Source organism: Micrococcus sp. R8502A1, assembly GCF_006704135.1.
Lineage (GTDB): Bacteria > Actinomycetota > Actinomycetes > Actinomycetales > Micrococcaceae > Micrococcus > Micrococcus luteus.
On record NZ_VIGS01000045.1, the window covers coordinates 1 to 19,629 of the forward strand.

The 19,629-nt window shown below is 68.0% G+C and carries 16 protein-coding genes; 1 reads left to right on the forward strand and 15 read right to left on the reverse strand.

The features are described from left to right. Positions 1-378: 378 nt before the first annotated feature. Positions 379-909 carry a hypothetical protein gene (locus tag FLM69_RS08700; RefSeq protein ID WP_141843901.1) on the forward strand — a complete coding sequence of 177 codons (531 nt, stop codon included), beginning with the start codon at positions 379-381 and terminating at the stop codon, positions 907-909. Positions 910-917: 8 nt separating this feature from the next. Here FLM69_RS08700 and FLM69_RS08705 read toward each other — a convergent pair whose 3' ends face one another. The 15 genes from FLM69_RS08705 to FLM69_RS08775 all read right to left on the reverse strand — a co-directional run bounded on the left by FLM69_RS08705 (position 918) and on the right by FLM69_RS08775 (position 19,448). Continuing rightward, positions 918-1,949 (reverse strand): cation diffusion facilitator family transporter, encoded by a 1,032-nt coding sequence (locus FLM69_RS08705; RefSeq protein WP_036338023.1) that lies wholly within the window; start codon positions 1,947-1,949, stop codon positions 918-920. After that, complete coding sequence (locus tag FLM69_RS08710; protein WP_036338026.1) at positions 1,946-2,449, reverse strand: ABC transporter substrate-binding protein; 504 nt, start codon at positions 2,447-2,449, stop codon at positions 1,946-1,948. Before FLM69_RS08710 ends, FLM69_RS08705 begins: the two co-directional genes overlap by 4 nt. Continuing rightward, a complete protein-coding gene (locus tag FLM69_RS08715; protein ID WP_141843903.1) occupies positions 2,446-3,477 on the reverse strand; it encodes an NAD-dependent epimerase/dehydratase family protein in 1,032 nt (343 codons plus the stop codon). Before FLM69_RS08715 ends, FLM69_RS08710 begins: the two co-directional genes overlap by 4 nt. Next, a complete protein-coding gene (locus FLM69_RS08720) occupies positions 3,474-4,649 on the reverse strand; it encodes an alcohol dehydrogenase catalytic domain-containing protein (RefSeq protein WP_141843905.1) in 1,176 nt (391 codons plus the stop codon). Before FLM69_RS08720 ends, FLM69_RS08715 begins: the two co-directional genes overlap by 4 nt. A 72-nt stretch (positions 4,650-4,721) precedes the next feature. Then, entirely contained in the window at positions 4,722-6,161 is a 1,440-nt protein-coding gene (locus FLM69_RS08725; RefSeq protein ID WP_141843907.1) for a polysaccharide biosynthesis tyrosine autokinase, read from the reverse strand. 145 nt (positions 6,162-6,306) lie between these two features. Beyond that, complete coding sequence (locus tag FLM69_RS08730; protein WP_141843908.1) at positions 6,307-7,569, reverse strand: glycosyltransferase; 1,263 nt, start codon at positions 7,567-7,569, stop codon at positions 6,307-6,309. 64 nt (positions 7,570-7,633) lie between these two features. Then, entirely contained in the window at positions 7,634-9,001 is a 1,368-nt protein-coding gene (locus FLM69_RS08735; RefSeq protein ID WP_141843910.1) for a lipopolysaccharide biosynthesis protein, read from the reverse strand. Between the two features lie 95 nt (positions 9,002-9,096). Beyond that, the gene (gene wzy, locus FLM69_RS08740) at positions 9,097-10,647 is read right to left on the reverse strand and encodes an O-antigen polysaccharide polymerase Wzy (protein ID WP_141843912.1); all 1,551 of its coding nucleotides are present in this window, start codon (positions 10,645-10,647) and stop codon (positions 9,097-9,099) included. After that, positions 10,644-11,891, reverse strand: a complete 1,248-nt coding sequence (locus FLM69_RS08745) for a glycosyltransferase (RefSeq protein ID WP_141843914.1) — start codon at positions 11,889-11,891, stop codon at positions 10,644-10,646. Before FLM69_RS08745 ends, wzy begins: the two co-directional genes overlap by 4 nt. 17 nt (positions 11,892-11,908) lie before the next feature. Next, positions 11,909-12,502, reverse strand: a complete 594-nt coding sequence (locus FLM69_RS08750; protein WP_141843916.1) for a sugar transferase — start codon at positions 12,500-12,502, stop codon at positions 11,909-11,911. A 9-nt stretch (positions 12,503-12,511) separates the two neighbouring features. Further along, positions 12,512-13,405: an NAD(P)-dependent oxidoreductase gene (locus FLM69_RS08755; RefSeq protein ID WP_181743506.1), complete on the reverse strand. Its 894-nt coding sequence runs from the start codon at positions 13,403-13,405 to the stop codon at positions 12,512-12,514. Positions 13,406-13,413: 8 nt separating this feature from the next. Beyond that, complete coding sequence (locus FLM69_RS08760) at positions 13,414-14,541, reverse strand: ATP-grasp domain-containing protein (protein ID WP_141843919.1); 1,128 nt, start codon at positions 14,539-14,541, stop codon at positions 13,414-13,416. Continuing rightward, positions 14,538-15,749 carry a DegT/DnrJ/EryC1/StrS aminotransferase family protein gene (locus FLM69_RS08765; protein WP_220125178.1) on the reverse strand — a complete coding sequence of 404 codons (1,212 nt, stop codon included), beginning with the start codon at positions 15,747-15,749 and terminating at the stop codon, positions 14,538-14,540. The genes FLM69_RS08760 and FLM69_RS08765 overlap by 4 nt, the downstream gene beginning before the upstream one ends. Then, positions 15,746-17,599: a nucleoside-diphosphate sugar epimerase/dehydratase gene (locus tag FLM69_RS08770; protein ID WP_141843920.1), complete on the reverse strand. Its 1,854-nt coding sequence runs from the start codon at positions 17,597-17,599 to the stop codon at positions 15,746-15,748. The genes FLM69_RS08765 and FLM69_RS08770 overlap by 4 nt, the downstream gene beginning before the upstream one ends. 652 nt (positions 17,600-18,251) lie before the next feature. Next, positions 18,252-19,448 (reverse strand): glutamate--cysteine ligase, encoded by a 1,197-nt coding sequence (locus FLM69_RS08775; protein WP_141843922.1) that lies wholly within the window; start codon positions 19,446-19,448, stop codon positions 18,252-18,254. Positions 19,449-19,629: the final 181 nt, after the last annotated feature.

Sequence of the window (19,629 nt, forward strand, 5' to 3'; positions counted from 1 at the left end):
GCCCTGAGGCTTTCAGCTGCTCGACCAGGTCCTGGCCCGAGGGCTCGCCTGGGTTCTTCTCGTCGGTCATGGTCATGATTCTTACCGTTCCTCTCGGTACGGCTTACACAGACCATCTGACACGCCCGAGCAGTGGCTTGAGTACAGCAACCGGGGTCGGTCTCCCGGCAATCGCGGACCGGGCACACCATCCCTCCCTTGACCAGGCCGCCCCGAAGCTGCGAACTCCGCGTCACTGTTGGGAGGTCCGGCCGAACCTGGACTGCGGCACCCCTCGGATGCACCGGATCATCCAGGACCTCGCCCGCGGCGGGCACGCAGGCGCCGTCCGGCAGGTCAGCCCTTGCCGTCGGACCAGAGGCTCCGTAGACAGGGCCCATGACCGGTCATGAGCACCCCCGCCCCGAGTCCACCTCCGACGCCGTGGACGAGCAGATGCTCGAGGACTTCCTCAACCAGCACCTGCTCGGCTCCCGCTCGGGCGTGAAGGCGTTCCGCGCCGCCGAGCAGACCTGGGCCGGCACCCCGCAGGAGGCCGCGCTGCGCCGCCTCGGCGACGCCGTCCAGGACGACCAGGACCGCCTCGAGGCGCTCATCGGCGAACTGGGCCTCCGCACCCCCCTGGTGGACCGGGCCGCCGGCGCGGCGGCCGAGGTCGGTGGACGCCTCAACCCCGTGAACGCGCTGCGCACGCGCGGCTCCGGCTGGACGCAGATCGAACTGGACCTGCTGCAGGGCATGCTCCAGGCCAAGTCCGCGATGTGGCACGTCCTCGAACAGCTCGCGTCGCACCTGCCGGCGGTCGACGCCGCCGAGATGCACGCTCTGCGTCAGAGGGCCGCCGACCAGCAGCGCGAGGTCCAGCGCATCACCTCCGCCACTCTCGAGGGACGGTTCCTGGCCGGCTGAGGCCCGGGCTACTCCTCGCCCGTCTGATGCTCCCCGGACCGACCGCCGTGCACCTCGGCGGGCAGCTCGGCCACCGGGGCGACGACGACGTCCTGCAGCTTCCAGTCCAGGTCGGCGATCGCGTCCCGCAGCGCGCAGCAGCGGCCCACCGTCACATCCGCCCCCTCGTGCGGCACCACGAACATCTCGACGTGGAACACGTGGCCCTCGTCCCGGACGCGGGCGCCCGCGTGGCGCACCCACGGCTCCGCCCAGGCGACCCGCTCGGCACGGTCGATGAGCGGGTGCGGCCGGGCGCCTTCGATCGTGGCGGCGCGACGGTCCGCCAGGTTCGTGACGGCCTCCTTCAGGTTCTTCCAGCCGTCCAGCACGATGCTCACGCCCACGAAGATCGCCGCAGCGGAGTCCGCCCACCACCAGCCCAGGCCGATGCCGGCCACGCCGACGATGGTCGCCACGCCCGTCTGCCAGTCCGCCTTGTTCATGTCCGCGTCCGCGTACAGCACGCGGTCGTGGAGCTGCTCGGCCAGCCTGAGCTTCTTGTGGCCGAGGATCATGGGCCCCGGCACGGACAGGGCCATCACGGCCATCATGAACCAGCCCTGCCACACGGTGTGCCCGAACAGGTGGAACGTGCCGATGGGCGGGTGCTCCGCCGTCACCAGGCCCAGGAGGGAGTCGCCGACGAGGACCACGCCCATCACGGACAGGGCGACGGCGGCCACGAGGTGCCCCACCCCGACGGACCGGTGAGAGCCGTAGGGCCGGGCCCGCGTCGGGGCCATGCGGGCCACGCGCAGGGCGACGAGGAACGCGATCGGCGGGATCAGGGAGAGCAGGTCCTCGATCCACGCGGCCCGCATGGCCTGCGAGGAGCCCATCACGACCGCCACGAGGACGATCGTGACCACGATCACCCCCAGCGTCGCCCATTCGAGCCGCTTGGCCTGCTGGACCACGCGCTCGATCTCCGGGGGCAGCTCCGTGGCGCCGAACCGGCGCCCGCTCGGCCCCCTCTCGCGGGTGTCCTGCCGCGTCATCGGGCAGCCTCCGCTGCGCGCTGGTCGAAGTACGCCTCGAGGGCCGTGAGCATCTGATTCTCACCCAGGGGCACGGCCATCACGAGCTTCACCGGCTCGCCGTCCGGACCCTGCGCCTCGGCGTAGTCGCGGGTGATGCTCGCGTGCGACGTCCACGGGGACGCCGAGGTCAGGCCGCCGGCCACCAGGTCCACGTCGCCCTTCTCCAGTGCGGTCATGAGCGCCTCCTCCCCGGCCACGGTCCACTCGACGCGTGCGTCGTGCGCCGCCGCGAAGCCGCGGATCAGGTCGGGCTCGGGGCCGACGGGCTCGGCGCCCGAGACGTCCACGTGAGGCGGGTGGTGCACGACGCCGACGCGCAGCACCCCGCCCGTGACGCGGTCCAGGGTGCCGTCCGGGTCGGCGGGATAGCCGGAGGAGGTGCAGGCGGTGAACCCGAGGGCGGCGCTCCCGAGCAGGCCCGTCAGGGCGGCCCGGCGGGTGAGGGTCCTCGTCCTCATTCCGTGGGCGAGTGCGAGCGGTGCCCGGCGTTGCCGAGGCCTTCGGCGCCGTCGAGATGGTCGAGCACGAGGCGGACCGCCTCCCGGGCGTCGGTGGTCTCGGACCAGCCGGTCGCGGCGCGCAGGGCCGTGGTGTCCATGATGGGCACCGCCGCCGCCATGTCCACCCACCCCGGGTCGGTGGGCTGCAGCCGTGCCCGGTAGGTCAGCGCCGCGGCCGCTCGGAACAGGCCCACGGGCAGCTCCAGGATGCGGCGCGCCCCGAGGACGGTGCCCAGGGTGTGCCCGTCCAGCACGGGGTCGGCGGCCACATTGAAGGCGCCGCCTGCCCGGTGGACGATCACGCGCCAGTACGCGTCCGCCACGTCCTGGGCCGTGAGCGCCTGGAATCGCAGGCCCCGCGGGAACGGAAGCACCGGAGTGCGCAGGCGGGCGACCAGCCGGGCGGGGACGAGGTCGCCCAGGAAGTAGTCCTTGATCTCGGGCCCGGCGGCGGACTGGAAGATCAGCCCGGGGCGCAGCCGGGTCACCAGCAGCTCGGGGTGCTCGGCCTGCACACGGTCGAGGATCGACTCGACCTCGGCCTTCTGTGCGGCGTAGTGCGAGGTCGGGACCCCGGTGGTGGGGTGGGACTCGGCCACGGCGCGGCCCTTCGGCCCGGGCCCGTACGCGCCCACCGAGGATGCGTAGACCAGGTGGGGAACGCCCGCCTCGGCCACGGCCCGGAACACCCGCTCGTTACCGGCCACGTTGACGGCCCGCAGGTGGTCGCGGTCGCGGTTGGGGCGGATCACCCACACCAGGTCGACGACGGCGTCGGCGCCGGCCACGATCTCGCGCAGCCGCCCCGCCGCCGTGGGCTCCGCGACGTCCAGGCGGTGCCACTCGACGCCGTCGTAGGGCGCTCCGGCCCGGTCCGGGCCGCGCCGGCTCACGCCCACGATCGAGCTCACCTCGTCCGCGGCCTGGAGGCGGTGCAGGACAGCGGTGCCGACGTTGCCCGTCGCGCCCAGGACGACGATCCTCACGGCTTCAGTACCACCTTGACGCAGCCGTCCTCCTTCTTCTGGAACGTCTCATAGAGGGCGGGCGCGTCCTCGAGCGGGGCGGTGTGCGTGGTCAGGTCGAGCACGCCGAGGGGGTCGGACGGGTCGTCGAGCAGGGGCAGCAGGTCGTCCACCCAGCGACGGACGTTGCACTGGCCCATCGTCAGGGTGACCTGCTTGTCGAACAGGGTGAGCATCGGCATCGGGTCCTTCATGCCGCCGTAGACCCCGGAGAGCGACACCGTGCCGCCGCGCCGGACGGCGTCGATCGCGGTGTGGAGGGCGCTCAGGCGGTCGACGCCTGCGGTCTTCATGGCCGCCCGGCCGAGCGCGTCGGGCAGCAGGCCCACGGCGGTGTGGGCCGCATGCCCCGCCGGGGAGGCGTGCGCCTCCATGCCGACCGCGTCCAGGACCGCGTCGGGGCCGCGGCCGCCGGTGCGCTCGCGGAGCACCTCGGCCTCGCCGCCGTCGGCGTCCAGGACCTCGATGCCGTGCCGGGCCGCCATCGCGCGGCGCTCGGGGACCGGGTCGACGCCGATCACCCGGTACCCCAGGTGCACGCCGATGCGCGCCGCCAGCTGGCCGATGGGGCCGAGGCCGAGCACCGCGAGCGTGCCGCCGTCGGGGACGTTCGCGTACTGGACCCCCTGCCAGGCGGTGGGGACGACGTCCGAGAGGAACAGCCACTGCTCATCCGGGCCGGTGTGCGGCACCTTCACGGGGCCGTAGTCCGCGTGGGGCACGCGCAGCAGCTCGGCCTGCCCGCCGGGGACGGAGCCGTAGAGCCGGGAGTAGCCGAAGAGTGCGGCGCCGGAGCCCTGCTCCCGCACCTGGGTGGTCTCGCACTGGGACTGCAGCCCGCGCTGACACATCCAGCACCGCCCGCAGGAGATGGTGAAGGGCACGACCACCCGGTCACCGGGCCGGATGTGGGTGACCTCGGACCCGACCTCGCGGACGATGCCCATCGGCTCGTGGCCGATCACGTCCCCCGCGTCCATGAACGGCCCCAGGACCTCGTACAGATGCAGGTCCGACCCGCAGATGCCGGTCGAGGTGACCTCGATGATCGCGTCCGCCGGCTCCTGGATCCGCGGATCCGGGACGTCCTCGACGGCGACGTTGCGCTTTCCCTGCCATGTGAGTGCTCGCATGATGGAGACACTACGGGCCCGCCACCCGGGCGAGTACCCCTCGCCCGCGCAGGTCGCGCGCCTCGGCCCAGGTCAGGGGGTGGATGCGGGGGAGGTGTAGTCCGAGCGGTAGTAGGCGTACCGGCCAGATCGGTCCTTGGAGTCCACGCGGTTGAGCACGGCGCCCAGGATCGGGGCGTGGACACGTTGGAGCGCCTGCACGGCGTGGCGCAGCTCATCACGCGTGGTGGACTCGGCGTCCAGGACGAGTAGTGCCCCGTCCAACCGGGTGGCCACCACGGACGCGTCCGGGACGGCGAGCAGCGGGGGAGCGTCCACGATCACCATGTGCGTCTCGGCGAGCGCCTCGATGGCCTCCTTGAACCGGGCCGAGGTGAGCAGCTCGGTGGGGTTCGGGGGGAGCTGACCGGCAGGCAGGATCACGAGGCCCTGCGGGTCCGCGGACTCATGGAGCACGTCCACGAAGCTGGCCCGCCCCACCACCACATCGCTCAGGCCGGCGCCCGCGGGCAGGCCGAAAGTCGTAGCCACCGTGGGCCGGCGCAGGTCGGCGTCCACCAAGACGGCCGGTACGCCTGCGCGGACCAGGGCGATGGCGAGGTTCGCGGCCACCGTGCTCTTGCCGTCAGCAGGGCTGGTGGAGGTGACGGTGATGATGCGGGGCGGGTCGTCCGGGTTCATGTATTGCAGGTTGATCCGCAGCTCGTTGAACGCCTCCCGGGCCCGGAAGTGGTCGGCGTCCTGCCTGCCGGCCTTGGCCAGGACGCGCTGTCCGTTCGCGAGGCCGGAGGCCTTGGGGATGGCACCGATGGGCGTCACCCCGGCGCGCTGAAGATCCTCCGTGCTGCGGATGCGGCGGTCCAGCAGCTCCATCAGCGCTGCGATGGCGAGGCCAAGCCCGAGTCCCAGCACGCCGCCGACCGCCACATTGAACAGCAAGTCGGGGGAGGACGGGTCGGTGGGCCTTGTCGCCGGGAGCATGCTGTCGATCTGGACCTGTGGCCGGCCGCCGCCGCCCTGGGGCAGCTCCTCAGACTCCTGGATCAGGGCGTCGACCCAGCTGGTGGCCAGGGTGGCTGCCCGGTCGGGATCATCGAGTGTGGCGTGGACCTCGATCATGGACGTCTGAGTGGGCACCTTCGTGGTGACTGCGCGCAGGGCGTCAGACGAAGACAGCGGAAACCCCACCATGGTGGTCGCACGGTCGGCCACGATCGATGACTGGGCCAGCTCGTTGAACTGCACGGCGCGCGACTTCGCGAGGGTGTCCTGACTCAGGGCGGCCGCCGGGTTGTCCGTGACCGCAGGGTTCACCACGGCGGTGGCTGTCGCCGTGTAGAGGCGGGGTTGGAGGCTGGTCGCCAGGGCGGCGACAGCGACCCCTGCCACAGCCAACAGAACAATCGGCAGCCAACGGCGGAGAAGAATATCGAGGACATCCCGTAGTGAGATCCCGCTCTCAGCGATGTGGGAGTCGTCTGCGCTCGGCGCTGTTGGGCTGTGCTGTGTCATGGTGTGCGGTCTTTCTCCCAGCGGTGGCGTAAGCGTCTGGGCGTTTTGAGCATGGTGTCATGAAATCCCCGGCGGAGGCGCGCATTTGCGTAAGTTCGCACGTCAATCTCGGCCCGCGGGTCGGGGCGATTTCCTGGCAGGACGATCAGATGGCGACGAGTTCCCGGGCGAAGTCCTGGAAATTCCTCTGAGAATTCCACATGGAACGCCAGGCTTCTCGCGCTGCGAGGGCCTGGACTGTGTACGTGCTCTCGGGCTGGGTGAGCAGAGCGTCGACGCGTTCTGCCACGTCCTGGCCGTCTGCATCGGCCTTCAGGAGGCCAGGGAACATGTCGCGCGAGAACAGCTCAGAGGTTCCACCGACATCGGTTGCGATGACAGGCAGTCCGTAGGACATCGCCTCCATGATGGAGACGGGTACGCCTTCACTGGTCGATACGTTGAGGAAGACGGTGGCAGGGTTCCTCTGGTACCACTCGTGCACCGCGCTGTTGTCCAGGTGGCCGGGGAGTTCGACGACGCCCTCGGGGAAGCGCTGCTTGATCGACGCGCGAACCTCATCCGCATAGCGACTCTCCCCGGTGCCGATGTGAGTCCACGAGAGTGTGGGATATTTCACTCGGATTTGCTCCACGGCATCGGCGATCAGTTCGATGCGTTTGAGTGGACGGATGGTGGAGACGGACACCAGGCGCAACGCACCACGTGAAGCCATGAGAGGCGTCTCGTGCGCGAGGCTGCCAAGCCTGCGGGTGGACACCTTGTGCGCGTACCTCGGGTAGGTTCGCTGGAGATAGTTCGTTATGGCGTCGGAGACGGGGTGGAGACGATCTACCTGGTCAAGGAGGAACTCACGCACGGGGAGGTAGTGGACCGCTGAGGCGGCGAGGTTGACGTCGTACCCGTGCCCCCGTGACACCAGGGTGACAGCGTGTTCAGGAGCCCACCGCTGCTTCAGAGCGGCCCCGACCCGCGCAGTCAGGTAGAACCAGTAGCTGTAGATCGTGACGTCCTGCCCGTACGTCGGTCGGATTCGGTTCTCGATGGCGAGGACGCGCTCGAGCACGGCGGCTGCCCGGGACTCGAAGTAGACGTCGAACGCGGTATGGACAGGGTGTCGGAGGACTCCAGCTCGACCGCGGGGCAGGGCATCCCATCCCCGGTTCCGGCGCACGCTCTGCCGGGCGAGCGAGGTGAGTCGTCCCGGAAGCCCCAGACCCGCCTGCGGATCCACGACCCGAACCCCCGGGGGTACCGAACGGGTCTGGTGCATCCCGGGCATCGTCATCAGGGGGACGACCACGATGTCAGCGAAGCGAGACGCAAGGTGTGGGATCTCGGATTCGAGGTACTCCTCGCCCTTGGCGAAGGGAAAGTAATTGGTCAGGAGGATCAGTCGCTGATGCACAGCAATTCTCCTTGCTCGTTGGCCGCAACGGGTGGTCGGGGTGGGGTTCGGCGTGGCCGAGTTTTCACGATGCCGTCCTCCCGGTGGCTGTTGGAGCCGCGGGGCCGGGCTGCCGCAGCCCGCGCAGTTCATGGATCAGCAGCCAGGCGTAGCCCACGTTGCTCAGGGCAGTGAGCGCTGCGAGCACGGCCCCTGCCGGCGACTCTTGGAACGTGTAGAGAGTGTAGTGGAGCAGCATGAGTCCCAGGTCCAGACCCGACCGCAGTACCGTGGACGTGCTCAGTGAGGACGAGACCACGTGCTCCAGGACGAGGGTGCGCAAGGCGATGATCAGCACGAACGGGGCGAGGGCCGCGGCGACATCACCGGTGAGCACGGACATGGCGTACACGGATCCGGCACCCAAAAGAGCGGCGACAAGGTTGATCCAGAACATCGTGCGCTCCCGCCGGAGGGACTTCAGGAGAACCGCGAGGACGCCACGGGACTTGATCTCGAAGTAGCCGACCGGGAAGAGGAACACCATCAAGTCGATCGCCAACGCGTAGTCCGGAATCCACTGCCCGAGAATCCACGCGAGCGGCCAGCAGGCGACCAGCGACAAAGCGGCTGGTCCCACGAGGGTGACGCGCAGCGTCCGATAGGCGTTGGCGAGCTCCTCGGCGCCCAACCGTTTGACGTTGGGGAACACGGCCACCGCCACCGCATTGATGATGACGAGCAGCACTGTCGAGACCTGCAGGGCGAGCGACAGCTGCCCGAACACGACGGTTCCGAACAGTCCACCGATGACGGCGCGGGTCGCGCCGTTCAAGGCGATGGTGCTCGCGTTGCTGAGGACTACGAATGCACCGTCCCGGCAGTCCTGCACGAACTGCCGTAATGCTGCGGTCGTTAGCAGGGGGCGGCCCAGCAGGACATCCCGCATGGACCACAGCGCGAACCCGAAGCCTGCCACCTTGCCCGCCACGTCTGCCGCCAGCAGGAACGGCAGGCCCAGGTCTGGCGCCATGACGAACACAACGAACCCGATAAGGAGCACGAGACGTTCGATGAGCGTGGTGCAGGCGACCATCCGGGCATCGCCGGCGGCTTGATGCAGGAAGGTGATGAGCACTCGGGGGATATAGAACAGGACACCCACGATGGCCAGGAGGAGGATGCCGTCGTCCAAGAATGATGTGCCCAGGCCGAGGACAAGCACCACTGAACCGAAGAACAGGAGCTCAGTCACGACCAGGGACGCGAGTCCGACGCTGAGCTCACGGGAGGGAAAGTCAGCGCGTGGAAGACCAGCAAGCCGCAGGAGCACGCCGTCGGAATAGCCGAAGGTGAGGTAGCCCAGGTACAGCGCGTAGAACTGGTAGACCTGCCACAAGCCGAACTCCTCGGGTGAAACGAACCGCGGCAGGAAGAACGTGAGCCCGGCCATCGAGAGCATGTAGACCGCAGTCCCCAGGAGGACCCAGGGGACGCCGGAGAACAGGCTTGATCGAGACCGGGTCGGGGCAGAGGTCGCGGACGCGTTCACGCCGCGGAGCCCACGGTGAGGCGGCGTCCACGCGCAAGGCCACTCGCCACTCGCCACGTGCAGAACACGAGGACGAGCGCCGCGATGTTGAACACGTTGAGCGATCCCACGAGCCAGTGCAGGAATGGCGCCCGTGGGGTGTAGAGCAGATCACGGAACACCAGCAGGAAGAAGGCAGACACCGGAACGCTGAAGTCGAGCACGCGAGCGCTGCAAACGAGCAGCAGCCCGATGATGGCCCCGCCGATGATGATCCCCGGCCAGCCGAAGTCCACGAAGAGCTCGGCGACAGCGGAGGAACCGTAACCGCTGCCTTGGAGATACGCGGTGGGCATGAACTGGTAGGAGACCAGGTCGGCGAACTGGTGCCCCTCCAGCGCACGAGCAGCTGTCTGGGAGGCGTAGAGGGAGTCGTCGAAGCCGGGAACCAGGCGGGTCTGCACGAACTCAACCAAGGGCCCGACTGAATAGATCCGGTCCTCCGGTATGTCCAGCATGTCTGCTTGGACGAACCCGAGGATATTGGCGGTCACCCCCTGGTCGAAGAAGAACTGCAGGAGCGGATTGGTGTGCTCTTGAGCACTCGCGGCGCCCACCTGGTTACGGCTGTTTCCCACGGCGTCGAGGAGCGTGATGAACGGGATCGCCAGCAGGCTCAGCAGAGCCAGGGTGCGGCGGCTGGGCCAGCCTACGCGGACACCGCGGTGGACCACCCGCTGGCCGGCGCGGAACACCGCGTAGAAGGCGACGAGCAGCGCCGTCAGTACGAAGTCGGCGCGACGCCCCATGACCAGGTCCACCCCATGGCAGGTCACGATGATGAGGCTGCCGACCAGAAACATGCGCCACGTCGGCCATGACGCCAGCAGAAACGCGAAGCCCACGAGAAGAAGGGCGTCGCCGAGACGCCCCGTCGGTGATACCAGCTCGCTCTGGCTCAGGTAGAAATCCGAGTAGCTCGAGGAGGAGACCGCCCCGACCACGCTCAGCCGGTTCTCCAGGAAGAGCGGACTTCCCACAGCCATGGCGCCAAGACCGACCACGGCCCCGATCTTGTCGGCCCGGATCGCGGGGGTGCCGGCGGCGTGCATCCGACGTGCGGAACGGCCACTGTGGTAGGCGACCGGAACGAAGACGCACACCAGAAACACCTGCACCATGACGAGCACCTCGGTCACGGCGTCAGGATCTGAGACGTGCAAGCCCCATGGCTGCTGGCTCGTGGCCTGAAAGCCTAGGATGCCGGTAACGGCGATCCTGCCGACCAGAAAAGTGAAAGCCGCGAGTAGGTAGAACAGGAGTGGAGTGCCCCGCCCAGGGTGGCGAACGGACCAAAACAGCAAAGCCCCGAAGACGATCAGGGTAGACCAGAGGGCTGCCGTGGGGCTCGAGACGGCGAGCGCATATGCGGTGAGACCGGCACTGGCCACGAGGCAAAAGGCCACGGCCGTGTTGTCCAGTAGGTGCGGGGGGACCCGAGGTGACGGCTGGGTACGCACTGCCGCACCGACCCCGGGGTGATCCACTTTCGGCGCAACTCTGGTCATGACACCCGTCCGATGTGCGCAAGGTCCGCGGCGAAGGCCCGGTAGAGACGATCCGGATCGAACAGCTCAGCGCAGACCTGGACTGCGTGGCGCTGCCACGCCCGGTATGTGTCCTCGGGCTGGCGCCACACCGCCAGCAGTGCGGCCGCCACCTGAGATGCAGAGGGGTTAGGCGGGAGAAGTACCCCGTTTCGACCGTCATGAAGCACCTCGTGGGTGCCCACCACGTCCGCCCCGACGACGGGCAACCCTGCCCCGAGCGCCTCGGACATGGAGAATGAGACGCTTTTAGAGGAAGAGGTATTCAGGGACACATGATGCCGACCGGACGTCAATATTCGGTACACCTCATCATTGGACACGTGTCCGGGAAGCTTCACGACATTCTGAATTCCCAGCTTTGAAATCCGCCTGTTGAGTTCGCCCACCTGTTGGGGCGATCCTGTGCCGAGGTGGGTCCAGCGGACGTCGTGGCCTTGATCAACCAGGGCCGCGACGGCATCTGCCATCAGCGGAACGCGTTTGATGGGGCTCAAAGACGAGCAGGAGAGGATTCTGAGGGTCTCGGCCCGAGGCCGTGCAACCGGGCCTGCCAGCCTCACCCCTAGTCTGCGCGTGGTGATCTTGTGAGCCTGATCCGGCCACTGTCCGCGTAGGCGCCGGGTTATCGTCTCCGCAGTGGGATGCAGGCGATCGACCTCTTCGAGCAAACGGGCTCGTCCCGGCAGATATTTCACCGGCGAGGCTGCTTCGTTCACGTCATATCCGTGCCCACGGGCCACCAGGGGGCGCCCCGCCATCTCCGGCATCGACCTGCGCAACAGTGCAGGAACTGAGGTTGTGACGTAGAACCAGTAGGCGTAAATCACGTCCGGCGGGCCGACTTCTTCCAATCGCCGGGCGAGCGGGGGGCCGACCAATTCCGCAAGCGACTCGGACCGTGCCCAGAAGTATCGCTCGTACAGCCGCGAGATGAGCCCGCGACTCGCTCCTGCAGCGTAGCCACGGGTCTGCGGCCCACGGAGGGTGTGCCGGAGTCTTTCGATGTGGCCTTGGCGAGGATCCGCTTGTACGACCTTGGTGTTGCGAGGCAGAGTCCGACCGTGCTCGGCCGAAGATCCGGGCATGAGCGGAACAAGAGTGACGTCGTCGAACTCCTGTGCCAGATACGGGATCTCCGTATGCAGATACTCCTCGCCTGGACGGAAGGGGTAACGATTGGTGAACACCACGAGATGGCTCATCCGGACGACTCCCTTCTTTAGGCCCGATTGAGGTTCCGAGACGTGGACACCGTCACCAGTGTTCGCAACAACACCTCGAGGTCGAGCCGTAGGCTGACATTGTCGACGTAGTACGTGTCCGTCCGCTCGCGCTCGGGCAAGGTGTCGCTGTTGCGATTCAGCGCTTGGGAGTACCCCGTGATCCCGGGCAGGACCTCGAACTTGCGCTTGAAGGACTCCGTGTACGTGTGTTCGTGACCCAGCGGGCTGGGCCGCGGGCCGATGATGCTCATCTCGCCCTTGAGCACGTTGATCAACTGCGGCAGCTCGTCGATGCTCGTCCGCCGAAGGATTCGCCCGACCCGCGTCACCCGCGGGTCGTCCGAAGAGCTGTACGTGCTGCCGTCCGCATTGCGGAGGTCAGGGGCGTCCACAGCCATGGACCGCAGCTTGTGGAGGGTGAACGGCTTCATGTCCTTGCCCAGGCGTTGGCTGGAGTACAGGACCGGCCCCCCGTCGTCCAATTTGATGGCGACGGCGGCCACGGCACAGACGGCGGCTGCGGCGGGGGCGAGGGCTAGCGCGCCGACGACGTCGGCGAGTCGTTTGCCGCGGTGAAGATAGAAGGACATGGCGAATCCTCAAGCGTGTCGGGTTCGGGTGTGGTTGAGCATCGCTGCAATCTCCTGGAAGGCCTCGACATGGGTGTGTCGAGGTCGATACCCCAGGACTCGAGCACTGGCCGTGAGGTCCATGCCGGTCTCTGCGATGCCCTCGGAGGCCGACGGATCGTCGATGACGATACGTGAAGGGGAGTCGAACCCAGCTACGACCGCCTGGGCGATCTCAGCGTTCGTGGCCGGGGCGCCGGAACCGATGTTGAAGACCCCCGTGACGCCGGCCCGCAGTGCATCCAGAATCCCGTGAGCCGCGTCCCCCGCGTAGGTGAAGTCCCGGCGCGCGCGGGCGGGCGCATGCAGGTGGAGGTCTTCTCCCTCGGCGGCTTGCCGCATGAAGGGGTTGACCAGATACGCATTGATTTCCCCCGCTCCATAGAGGTGGCCGAGCCGCAGGGAGGTCATGGCGGTTCCGGAGGCTCGAAGGCGGCCGGCGCCGAGGCGTTCGGCGGCGAACTTGAGGACGCCGTACGGCAACTGGGCCGCTGGGACGGTGTCCTCGGTCCACGGCCTCGGCTCACCGGTGCCGTACACGGAGATCGACGAGGCGTACACAACCTGCCCGACGCGCCCGGCCGCTGCTGTGAAGACGGCGTCGGCGACCTGCAGCGAAGGCAGATGTGCCTCGAGGTCGGCTGAGGCGGAGCGGGAGGCGGCCAGATGGACCACGGCGTCGCATCCCTCGAACACCTCGCTGAGATGTTCAACCGAGTAGTCAGTCCGCACGGTCGCCACCCCCGCGTCGTGCGGCGCCTCGGCGCGGGAGAGCGCGACGACGCCCTGGACCTCCGGGCACTCATCCGCGCGGCGCACCTGGGCCAGGAAGTGACGTCCGAGGACGCCGGTGGCTCCCGTCACTGCCACTCTCATGCCGTCCGACCTTGATCGCGACGGATGACGTATCCGACCTTTTCGAATCGGCCGTTCACCGCCCGGACCGTGGCCCCATCCTGGTAGTAGTCGTAGCGCTCCGTGGCGTCCGCGGGAGTGGCGTGGTCAGCCGAACGGTAGACGGTCTGAGGTGGCTGACAGTGGAATTCGAGCCGTACCGGAGCCATCGAGGGATTGATGAGGCGCTCGGTGCGATGTGGCGCGCTGCCGTCCACGAGGTGTCGGAGCGTCCAGTCCATGAGATCCACCCCCGTGGCTTCCCGTAGGACCTTCCACATGTGGCAGCCGTCGAGTCGTGGAGTGATCTCGATGATGTAGGGCTGTCCGTCGCGGACCATCATCTGAGCGTAGAGCGGGCCGTCGGTGATGCCCAGCCGCTGGGCGGCCGCCTCGACGACCTTGTGAATGGCGGACCGGACGTCGTCGTCAGCCGCGTCGCCGGGTGCCACATGGGAGGCGATCAATCCCACGAACTCCGGCCACGTCTCCCGATCCGACACTGCCAGGAACACCAGCCGCCCGTCGACCAGGTACCCGTTCACGGACACCTCCGGGCCTTCGATGAACTCTTCGATGATCGCCGACCCGCTCCGGGAGTGCAGGAGGGCCTCGCTGACAGCGGCCCTGACCGACTCCTGGGCGTCGACGCGGCTCACCCCGCGCTGTCCCTGGGCATCAGCGGGCTTGACGATGACCGGCCAGCGTCCCGTCCAGACGGCGTCGTCGTCAGTGCTCACCTCCTGTGCCGGGACGTTGCCCTGGATGCCGACGAGGGCTCGGCGCATCTCCGGCTTTCGGTTGCAGACCTCCGCGACAGCCGAGGACACGAAATGCGGAAGGCCAAGCCTCTCGCTCACATAGGCGGAGACAGGGATGGCGGAATCGGAGCCGATGGAGTACACGGCGTCGAGGGCATGAGCCTGCGCGTATCGCACGACGGCGTCCCGGTCGCTGAAGTCGATGGGAACGAAGACGTCTGCGCTCTCGGCTGCGGGACCGTCGGGCCGGGCGGCGAGCACATGGACGGTCCATCCGAGTGCCTGGGCCGCGCGCACCCCGTCGTCTTGGACGGCCGCTGCGCCGAGGATGCCGATCTGCGTCATGCCAAGCCCTCCTTGCGCAGCCACGCGGAGGCGCTCTCAGCCACCCGCGATGCGTCCTCGTCAGCGAGGGTGGAGTAGAGGGGGAGAGTGATCTCCTTCTGGAAGGCGTCGAGCGCGCGGGGGAAGTCCTCGATGCGAAAGCCGAGGTTCCGGTAGGCGGTGAAGAGAGGCAACGGCTTGTAGTGCACGTTTGTGCTGATGCCCTGGGACGCCAGGTCGGAGATCATCCTGTTGCGCTGCTCCTCTGAAGCCGACGGAACCCGCAGCATGTAGAGATGCGCCGAGCTGCGCCACCCCTCCCCGCTCAGCACCGGGGGCTGGGCCACATCCTGGAGCACCTCGCCGTAGATCCGTGCCACTTCGTGACGCCGGTCCATCATCTCCGGATACCGAGCCAGCTGGCGCCGGCCGAGGGCGGCCTGAATGTCGGTCATGTTGGCCTTGTAGCCGGTCTCTGCGATGTCGTACTCCCACGCACCAGGCGTCGTCTTGGCCAGGGCGTCCTTCGTCTGACCATGCAGAGCGTTGCGACGGATGCGTCGGTAGAGAGCCTCATGCTCCACAGGCAGGTCCGGGCGCCAGGTCACCGCGCCGCCTTCAGCTGTGGTGAGGTTCTTGACGGCATGGAAGGAGAAACACGTGAAGTCCGCGACGGTGCCCGACCGACCATCCGCGGAGGTGGCACCTACCGAGTGGGCGGCGTCGGCGATGACCGCGACGCGTCCGAGCTCCTCCTGCAACGGTGACGACGGCCGGAACTCACCGGCCTTCTGCCCGGCGATGTCTCGGAGAAGGCCGTGGTCGTACATGACGCCGGCGAGGTCGACGGCGATCACCGCCTTGGTGCGCGGGGTCATCGCGGAGGCGACCGCCTCCGCGTCCATCGTGTAGGACCCGTCCAGGGTGTCCACGAGCACGATGCGAGCACCGACATGGTCGATGACGGAGGCGGACGCCGTATAGGTGTAGGCCGATGTGATGACCTCGTCCCCCGGGCCCACGCCCAGAGCACGAAGTGTCAGTTCCAGTGCCGCGGTTGCCGAACTCAGCACCACCGTGCGCGCCGTGCCACAGAAGGCGGAGAGCTCCTCCTCGAACGCGGCACACTGGGGCCCCGTGGTGATCCACCCGGAGCGGAGCACCTCCACCACGGCTTCGATGTCGGCATCGCTGATGTCCGGAGGAGAGAAGGGAACGGGACGGCTCACGATAGCTCCTCCAGTTTGATCTGGGCCGGGCGGCCCGTGTCGAGTCCGAATGGGGTGTGGGGATGTTGTTTCTTTTCGACGCGGTGCTCCGACGGCATCCCTTGCAGCCACGCCTCGACGTCGAGACGGTCGGGGGAGACGGGCGTGACCGGTGCGTGGAAGATCTTGGGGTGGATGGGTGTCCCGCCGGCTTCGTCGATTCCGATCAGGTCCTCGTGCAGTTTCTCGCCCTCGCGAAGACCGGTGAACACGATGTCGATCTCGCGACCGGACATCGCGATCATGCGTCGGGCGATGTCGAGGATCTTCACGGGCTCGCCCATGTCCAGAATCATGACCTCACCGCGCCCGCCGACGGCCCCTGCCTGGAGGACGAGCTGGCAGGCCTCGGGGATGGTCATGAAGAAGCGTGTCACTTCGGGATCGGTGACCGTCACGGGCCCGCCCCGTTCGATCATGGCCTGGAACGTCGGCAGCATCGACCCTCGGCTGCCGATGACGTTGCCGAAGCGGACCGACATGTACCGGCGGTCCCCGGCTGTCCCCGCCGCCCACGCAGTCAGCTGCTCGGCCACGCGTTTGGACTTCCCCAGGAAGCTCGTGGGGTCTGCGGCTTTGTCTGTGGAGATGTTCACGAACGTCGGGACGTCCGCAGCCATCGCGGCCTCCAGGACATTGAGCGTGCCGAGGACATTCGTCTTCCACCCCTCCCGGGGGTAGCGCTCGAGCAGGGGCAGGTGCTTGAGGGCCGCGGCGTGGAACACCACGTCCGGACGACGATCCAGCATGAGCTCGCGCATGCCTGCCGCATCGCGTATGTCCGCCAGGATGAGGTTGGGCGTGTCCAGGAGCCCATGACCAGTGAGGGAGATCTGGGTCTCCTGCAGGCCTGTCTCATCTCGGTCCAGCATCAGAAGCTCACTGGGCCCGAAGCGTGCAAGCTGGCGGCACAGCTCCGATCCGATGGAACCCCCCGCGCCGGTGACGAGCACCCGCTTGCCATGGATCGTCCCAGAGATGATCTCGGTGTCTAGTTCAACTGGGTGTCGCCCGAGGATGTCTTCTATGGACACGGCCCTGATGTCACGGACCTGGGCGGTGCCTCGAAGCATGTCATTGAGCGGCGGCAAGGAGAGCGTCTCCAGACCCAGGCTTTCTGCCGTGTCCGTGATCGTCCGGATCTGCGCCGAGTCTGCCGCGTTCATGCAGATGAGCAAGGCCGTCGCCCCCGTCTGCCTTGCCACGTGGGGAAGGTCGCCGAAGTCACCGAGGACCTTCAGGTCGTGGACTCGCAGCCCCTGCTTCCGTGCGTCGTCGTCGATGAAGCCGACCGGGTGGTAGGCGGACGTCGGGTCCGTGAACATGCGATGCGCCATGGACGCTCCCAGGACTCCCGCGCCATAGATCAGCACCGGGGTATGGCCCTGTCCACTACGGGCATCCTCCTCAGCAGCAGTGCGGAGGATGAATCGAAGCCCGACTGCCAGGCTGAAGGCGACCGCAGGTGCGAGGAACCCCACGCTGCGGGGCACGCCTCCGGCGCCGTCGAGGAACAGGCCGGCAGGAGCGAGGACGACGCCCACGAGGAGCATCGTGAGTGCCAGCGCTTTCGCCTCCGCGAAGGTGCCGACGGGATATCGGCCCCGGTAGACGCCCGTCAGTGTCCCGAACAGCCACTGGAGGAGGGCCGCTCCTCCGCCTGTTGCCAGGAGGCCGACCAATAGGGTGTTTTGGAAGGGCCCTTCCGAGCGCAGAAGGCCGACTGCCAGGACGGCCGAAACCCAGATGAGGGAATCGCTCGCGGCGTAGAGCAACAGCCGTGCGCGGCCGGGCGCGTGGATGACATACATGAATGTGTTGCTCCTGAAGCTTGTGGCAAGGCATCTCGAGCCTGGGTTGAGTTCGCTTCCACGTCCAGCGCAACCATGGCTCCGGCCCAGGACATTTGGAGGATAACAAGAAGATGTCCGACTTGTGCCCCGCGCGTCGGGCGCCGACGGGAGGCAGGACGTCCAGGGCGCGGTGAAAGTCGCCACTCGGGTCAGGTCAGCCCCCAAGAAGCTTGCGGCGCTATCCAGCGGGCGCGCCCCGACGCCCGCACCTGGGTTCGTCCGCCCTTGCTGCCTGTCGAGGCCTCATCCAAGCGGTCGGCCAGGAACCTATCGGGCTGGTCATGCCCTGCTTTGGAATCCGGCGCCGGTAGAGGTCAACGGTGGTCTCGGCCCCGGGCGTCTACCAAGAAACGGCCTGATCGCCTGGCGGTGGGCAGGAGCGGGCGAATTCAGGCGGTCAGGTCCACCGGGCAACGGAGGGGACGTTCGTGGTCGACACGCTCGTCAGCATCCTCACCATGCAACGCATCGACTGTCCGGCGCACTCTCAAAGGAATGCGGAAGTGAGCGCCCCCTCCGATGCCCGGGATCTGTGGCCGCAGGCGATGCTGCAACGGCTTACCTCACGGGTGACGTCCGCAGAAGGGATCGGCGTCGGCGAATCCCCAGGTCAGCTGGCGAACGGCCGCAGGGACTCCCGTGTCCGTGCTGCCGCGTCGAGGACGACCGCGCGCAGCGGGGCCACCGCGTCATCCGTGTCCTCACCCGCGGCCGGCGGGCCGGCCAGGGCCTGTGCCTCCACGCGACGCTGACGCGCGGCGCCGCCGTCGTCGATCATCGCCTGGACGCCGGCGAGCTCCGCCGCGCAGCCCAGCCGCTCGGCGACCGGGGTCAGCCGCTCGATCTCCGCCGGCAGGTGCTCCGCCAGCGGGACCTGGGTGCCCCGGGCGTCCACGATCACGGTGGCGTCCATGCCGTACCGGGCGGCGCGCCACTTGTTCTCCTGCGCGTGCCACGGCGGCAGGACCTCGACCGTCTCACCGCGCTCCAGGCTCGCGGACAGGTCATCCACGAGGCACTGCGTGTAGGCGGTCACGGCGGCGATCTCCTCGAGCGTGGCCAGGCCGTCGCACGCGCGCATCTCCACCGTGCCCAGGCGGGGCACGGCCCGCACGTCCCAGCGGCACTCGGTGACGTCCGCGATCATGCCCACCTGCTCCATCTGGGCCACGCAGCGCTCGAAGTCCTCCCACTCCTGGAACTGGAACGGCAGGCCGGCCGTGGGCAGCTGCTGGAACAGGAGGGTGCGCTGGGACTGGTAGCCGGTGTCCGTGCCCGCCCAGAAGGGGGAGGAGGCCGAGAGGGCGAGCAGGTGCGGCACGCGGTTGACCAGGCCGTTCACCACCGGCATGGCCTTGGAAACGTCGTCCAGGCCCACGTGCACGTGCACGCCGAAGATCAGCAGCTGCCGACCCCAGTACTGGGTGAGATCCAGCATGCGGTCGTAGCGCTCACTGGGCGTCGAGGGCTGCGCGATCGCTTCCGCGAACGGGTGCGTGCCCTGGCAGAACAGGGAGATGCCCCGCGCAGCCGCGGCGTCGGCCACACGCGCGGCGATCCGGCCGAGGTCCGCCGTCGCGGCGTCGACGCGCTCGTGCACGCCCGTGACGAGCTCCACCGTGTTCTGCAGGAGCTCGCTGGTCATGTGCGGGTTCACGTCGTCGTCGGCCAGGCCCTCGGCCACATGCAGGGCGCGCAGCAGGTCCGGGGCCTCGGAGCGCAGGTCGCCGGTGGCCGCGTCGACGAGCGCGAGCTCCCACTCGATTCCGAGAGTGGACTGCGCGGAGTCGGCGAAGGGCAGAGTCATGCCGCCCATCCTAGAAGCCCCTGCCGGGTCTGCGCCCGGTGTCCACGCTTCCTGTCTCTTAAACATCTCCGAGCCCACGAGACGGAGCTTTTGTAATGGCAATCAGCGTGACGATCAAGAAAAAGAATAAAACAGAGAACAGTTATGCACAAGAAAGGTATATGGATGAGGGTGGTAGTCG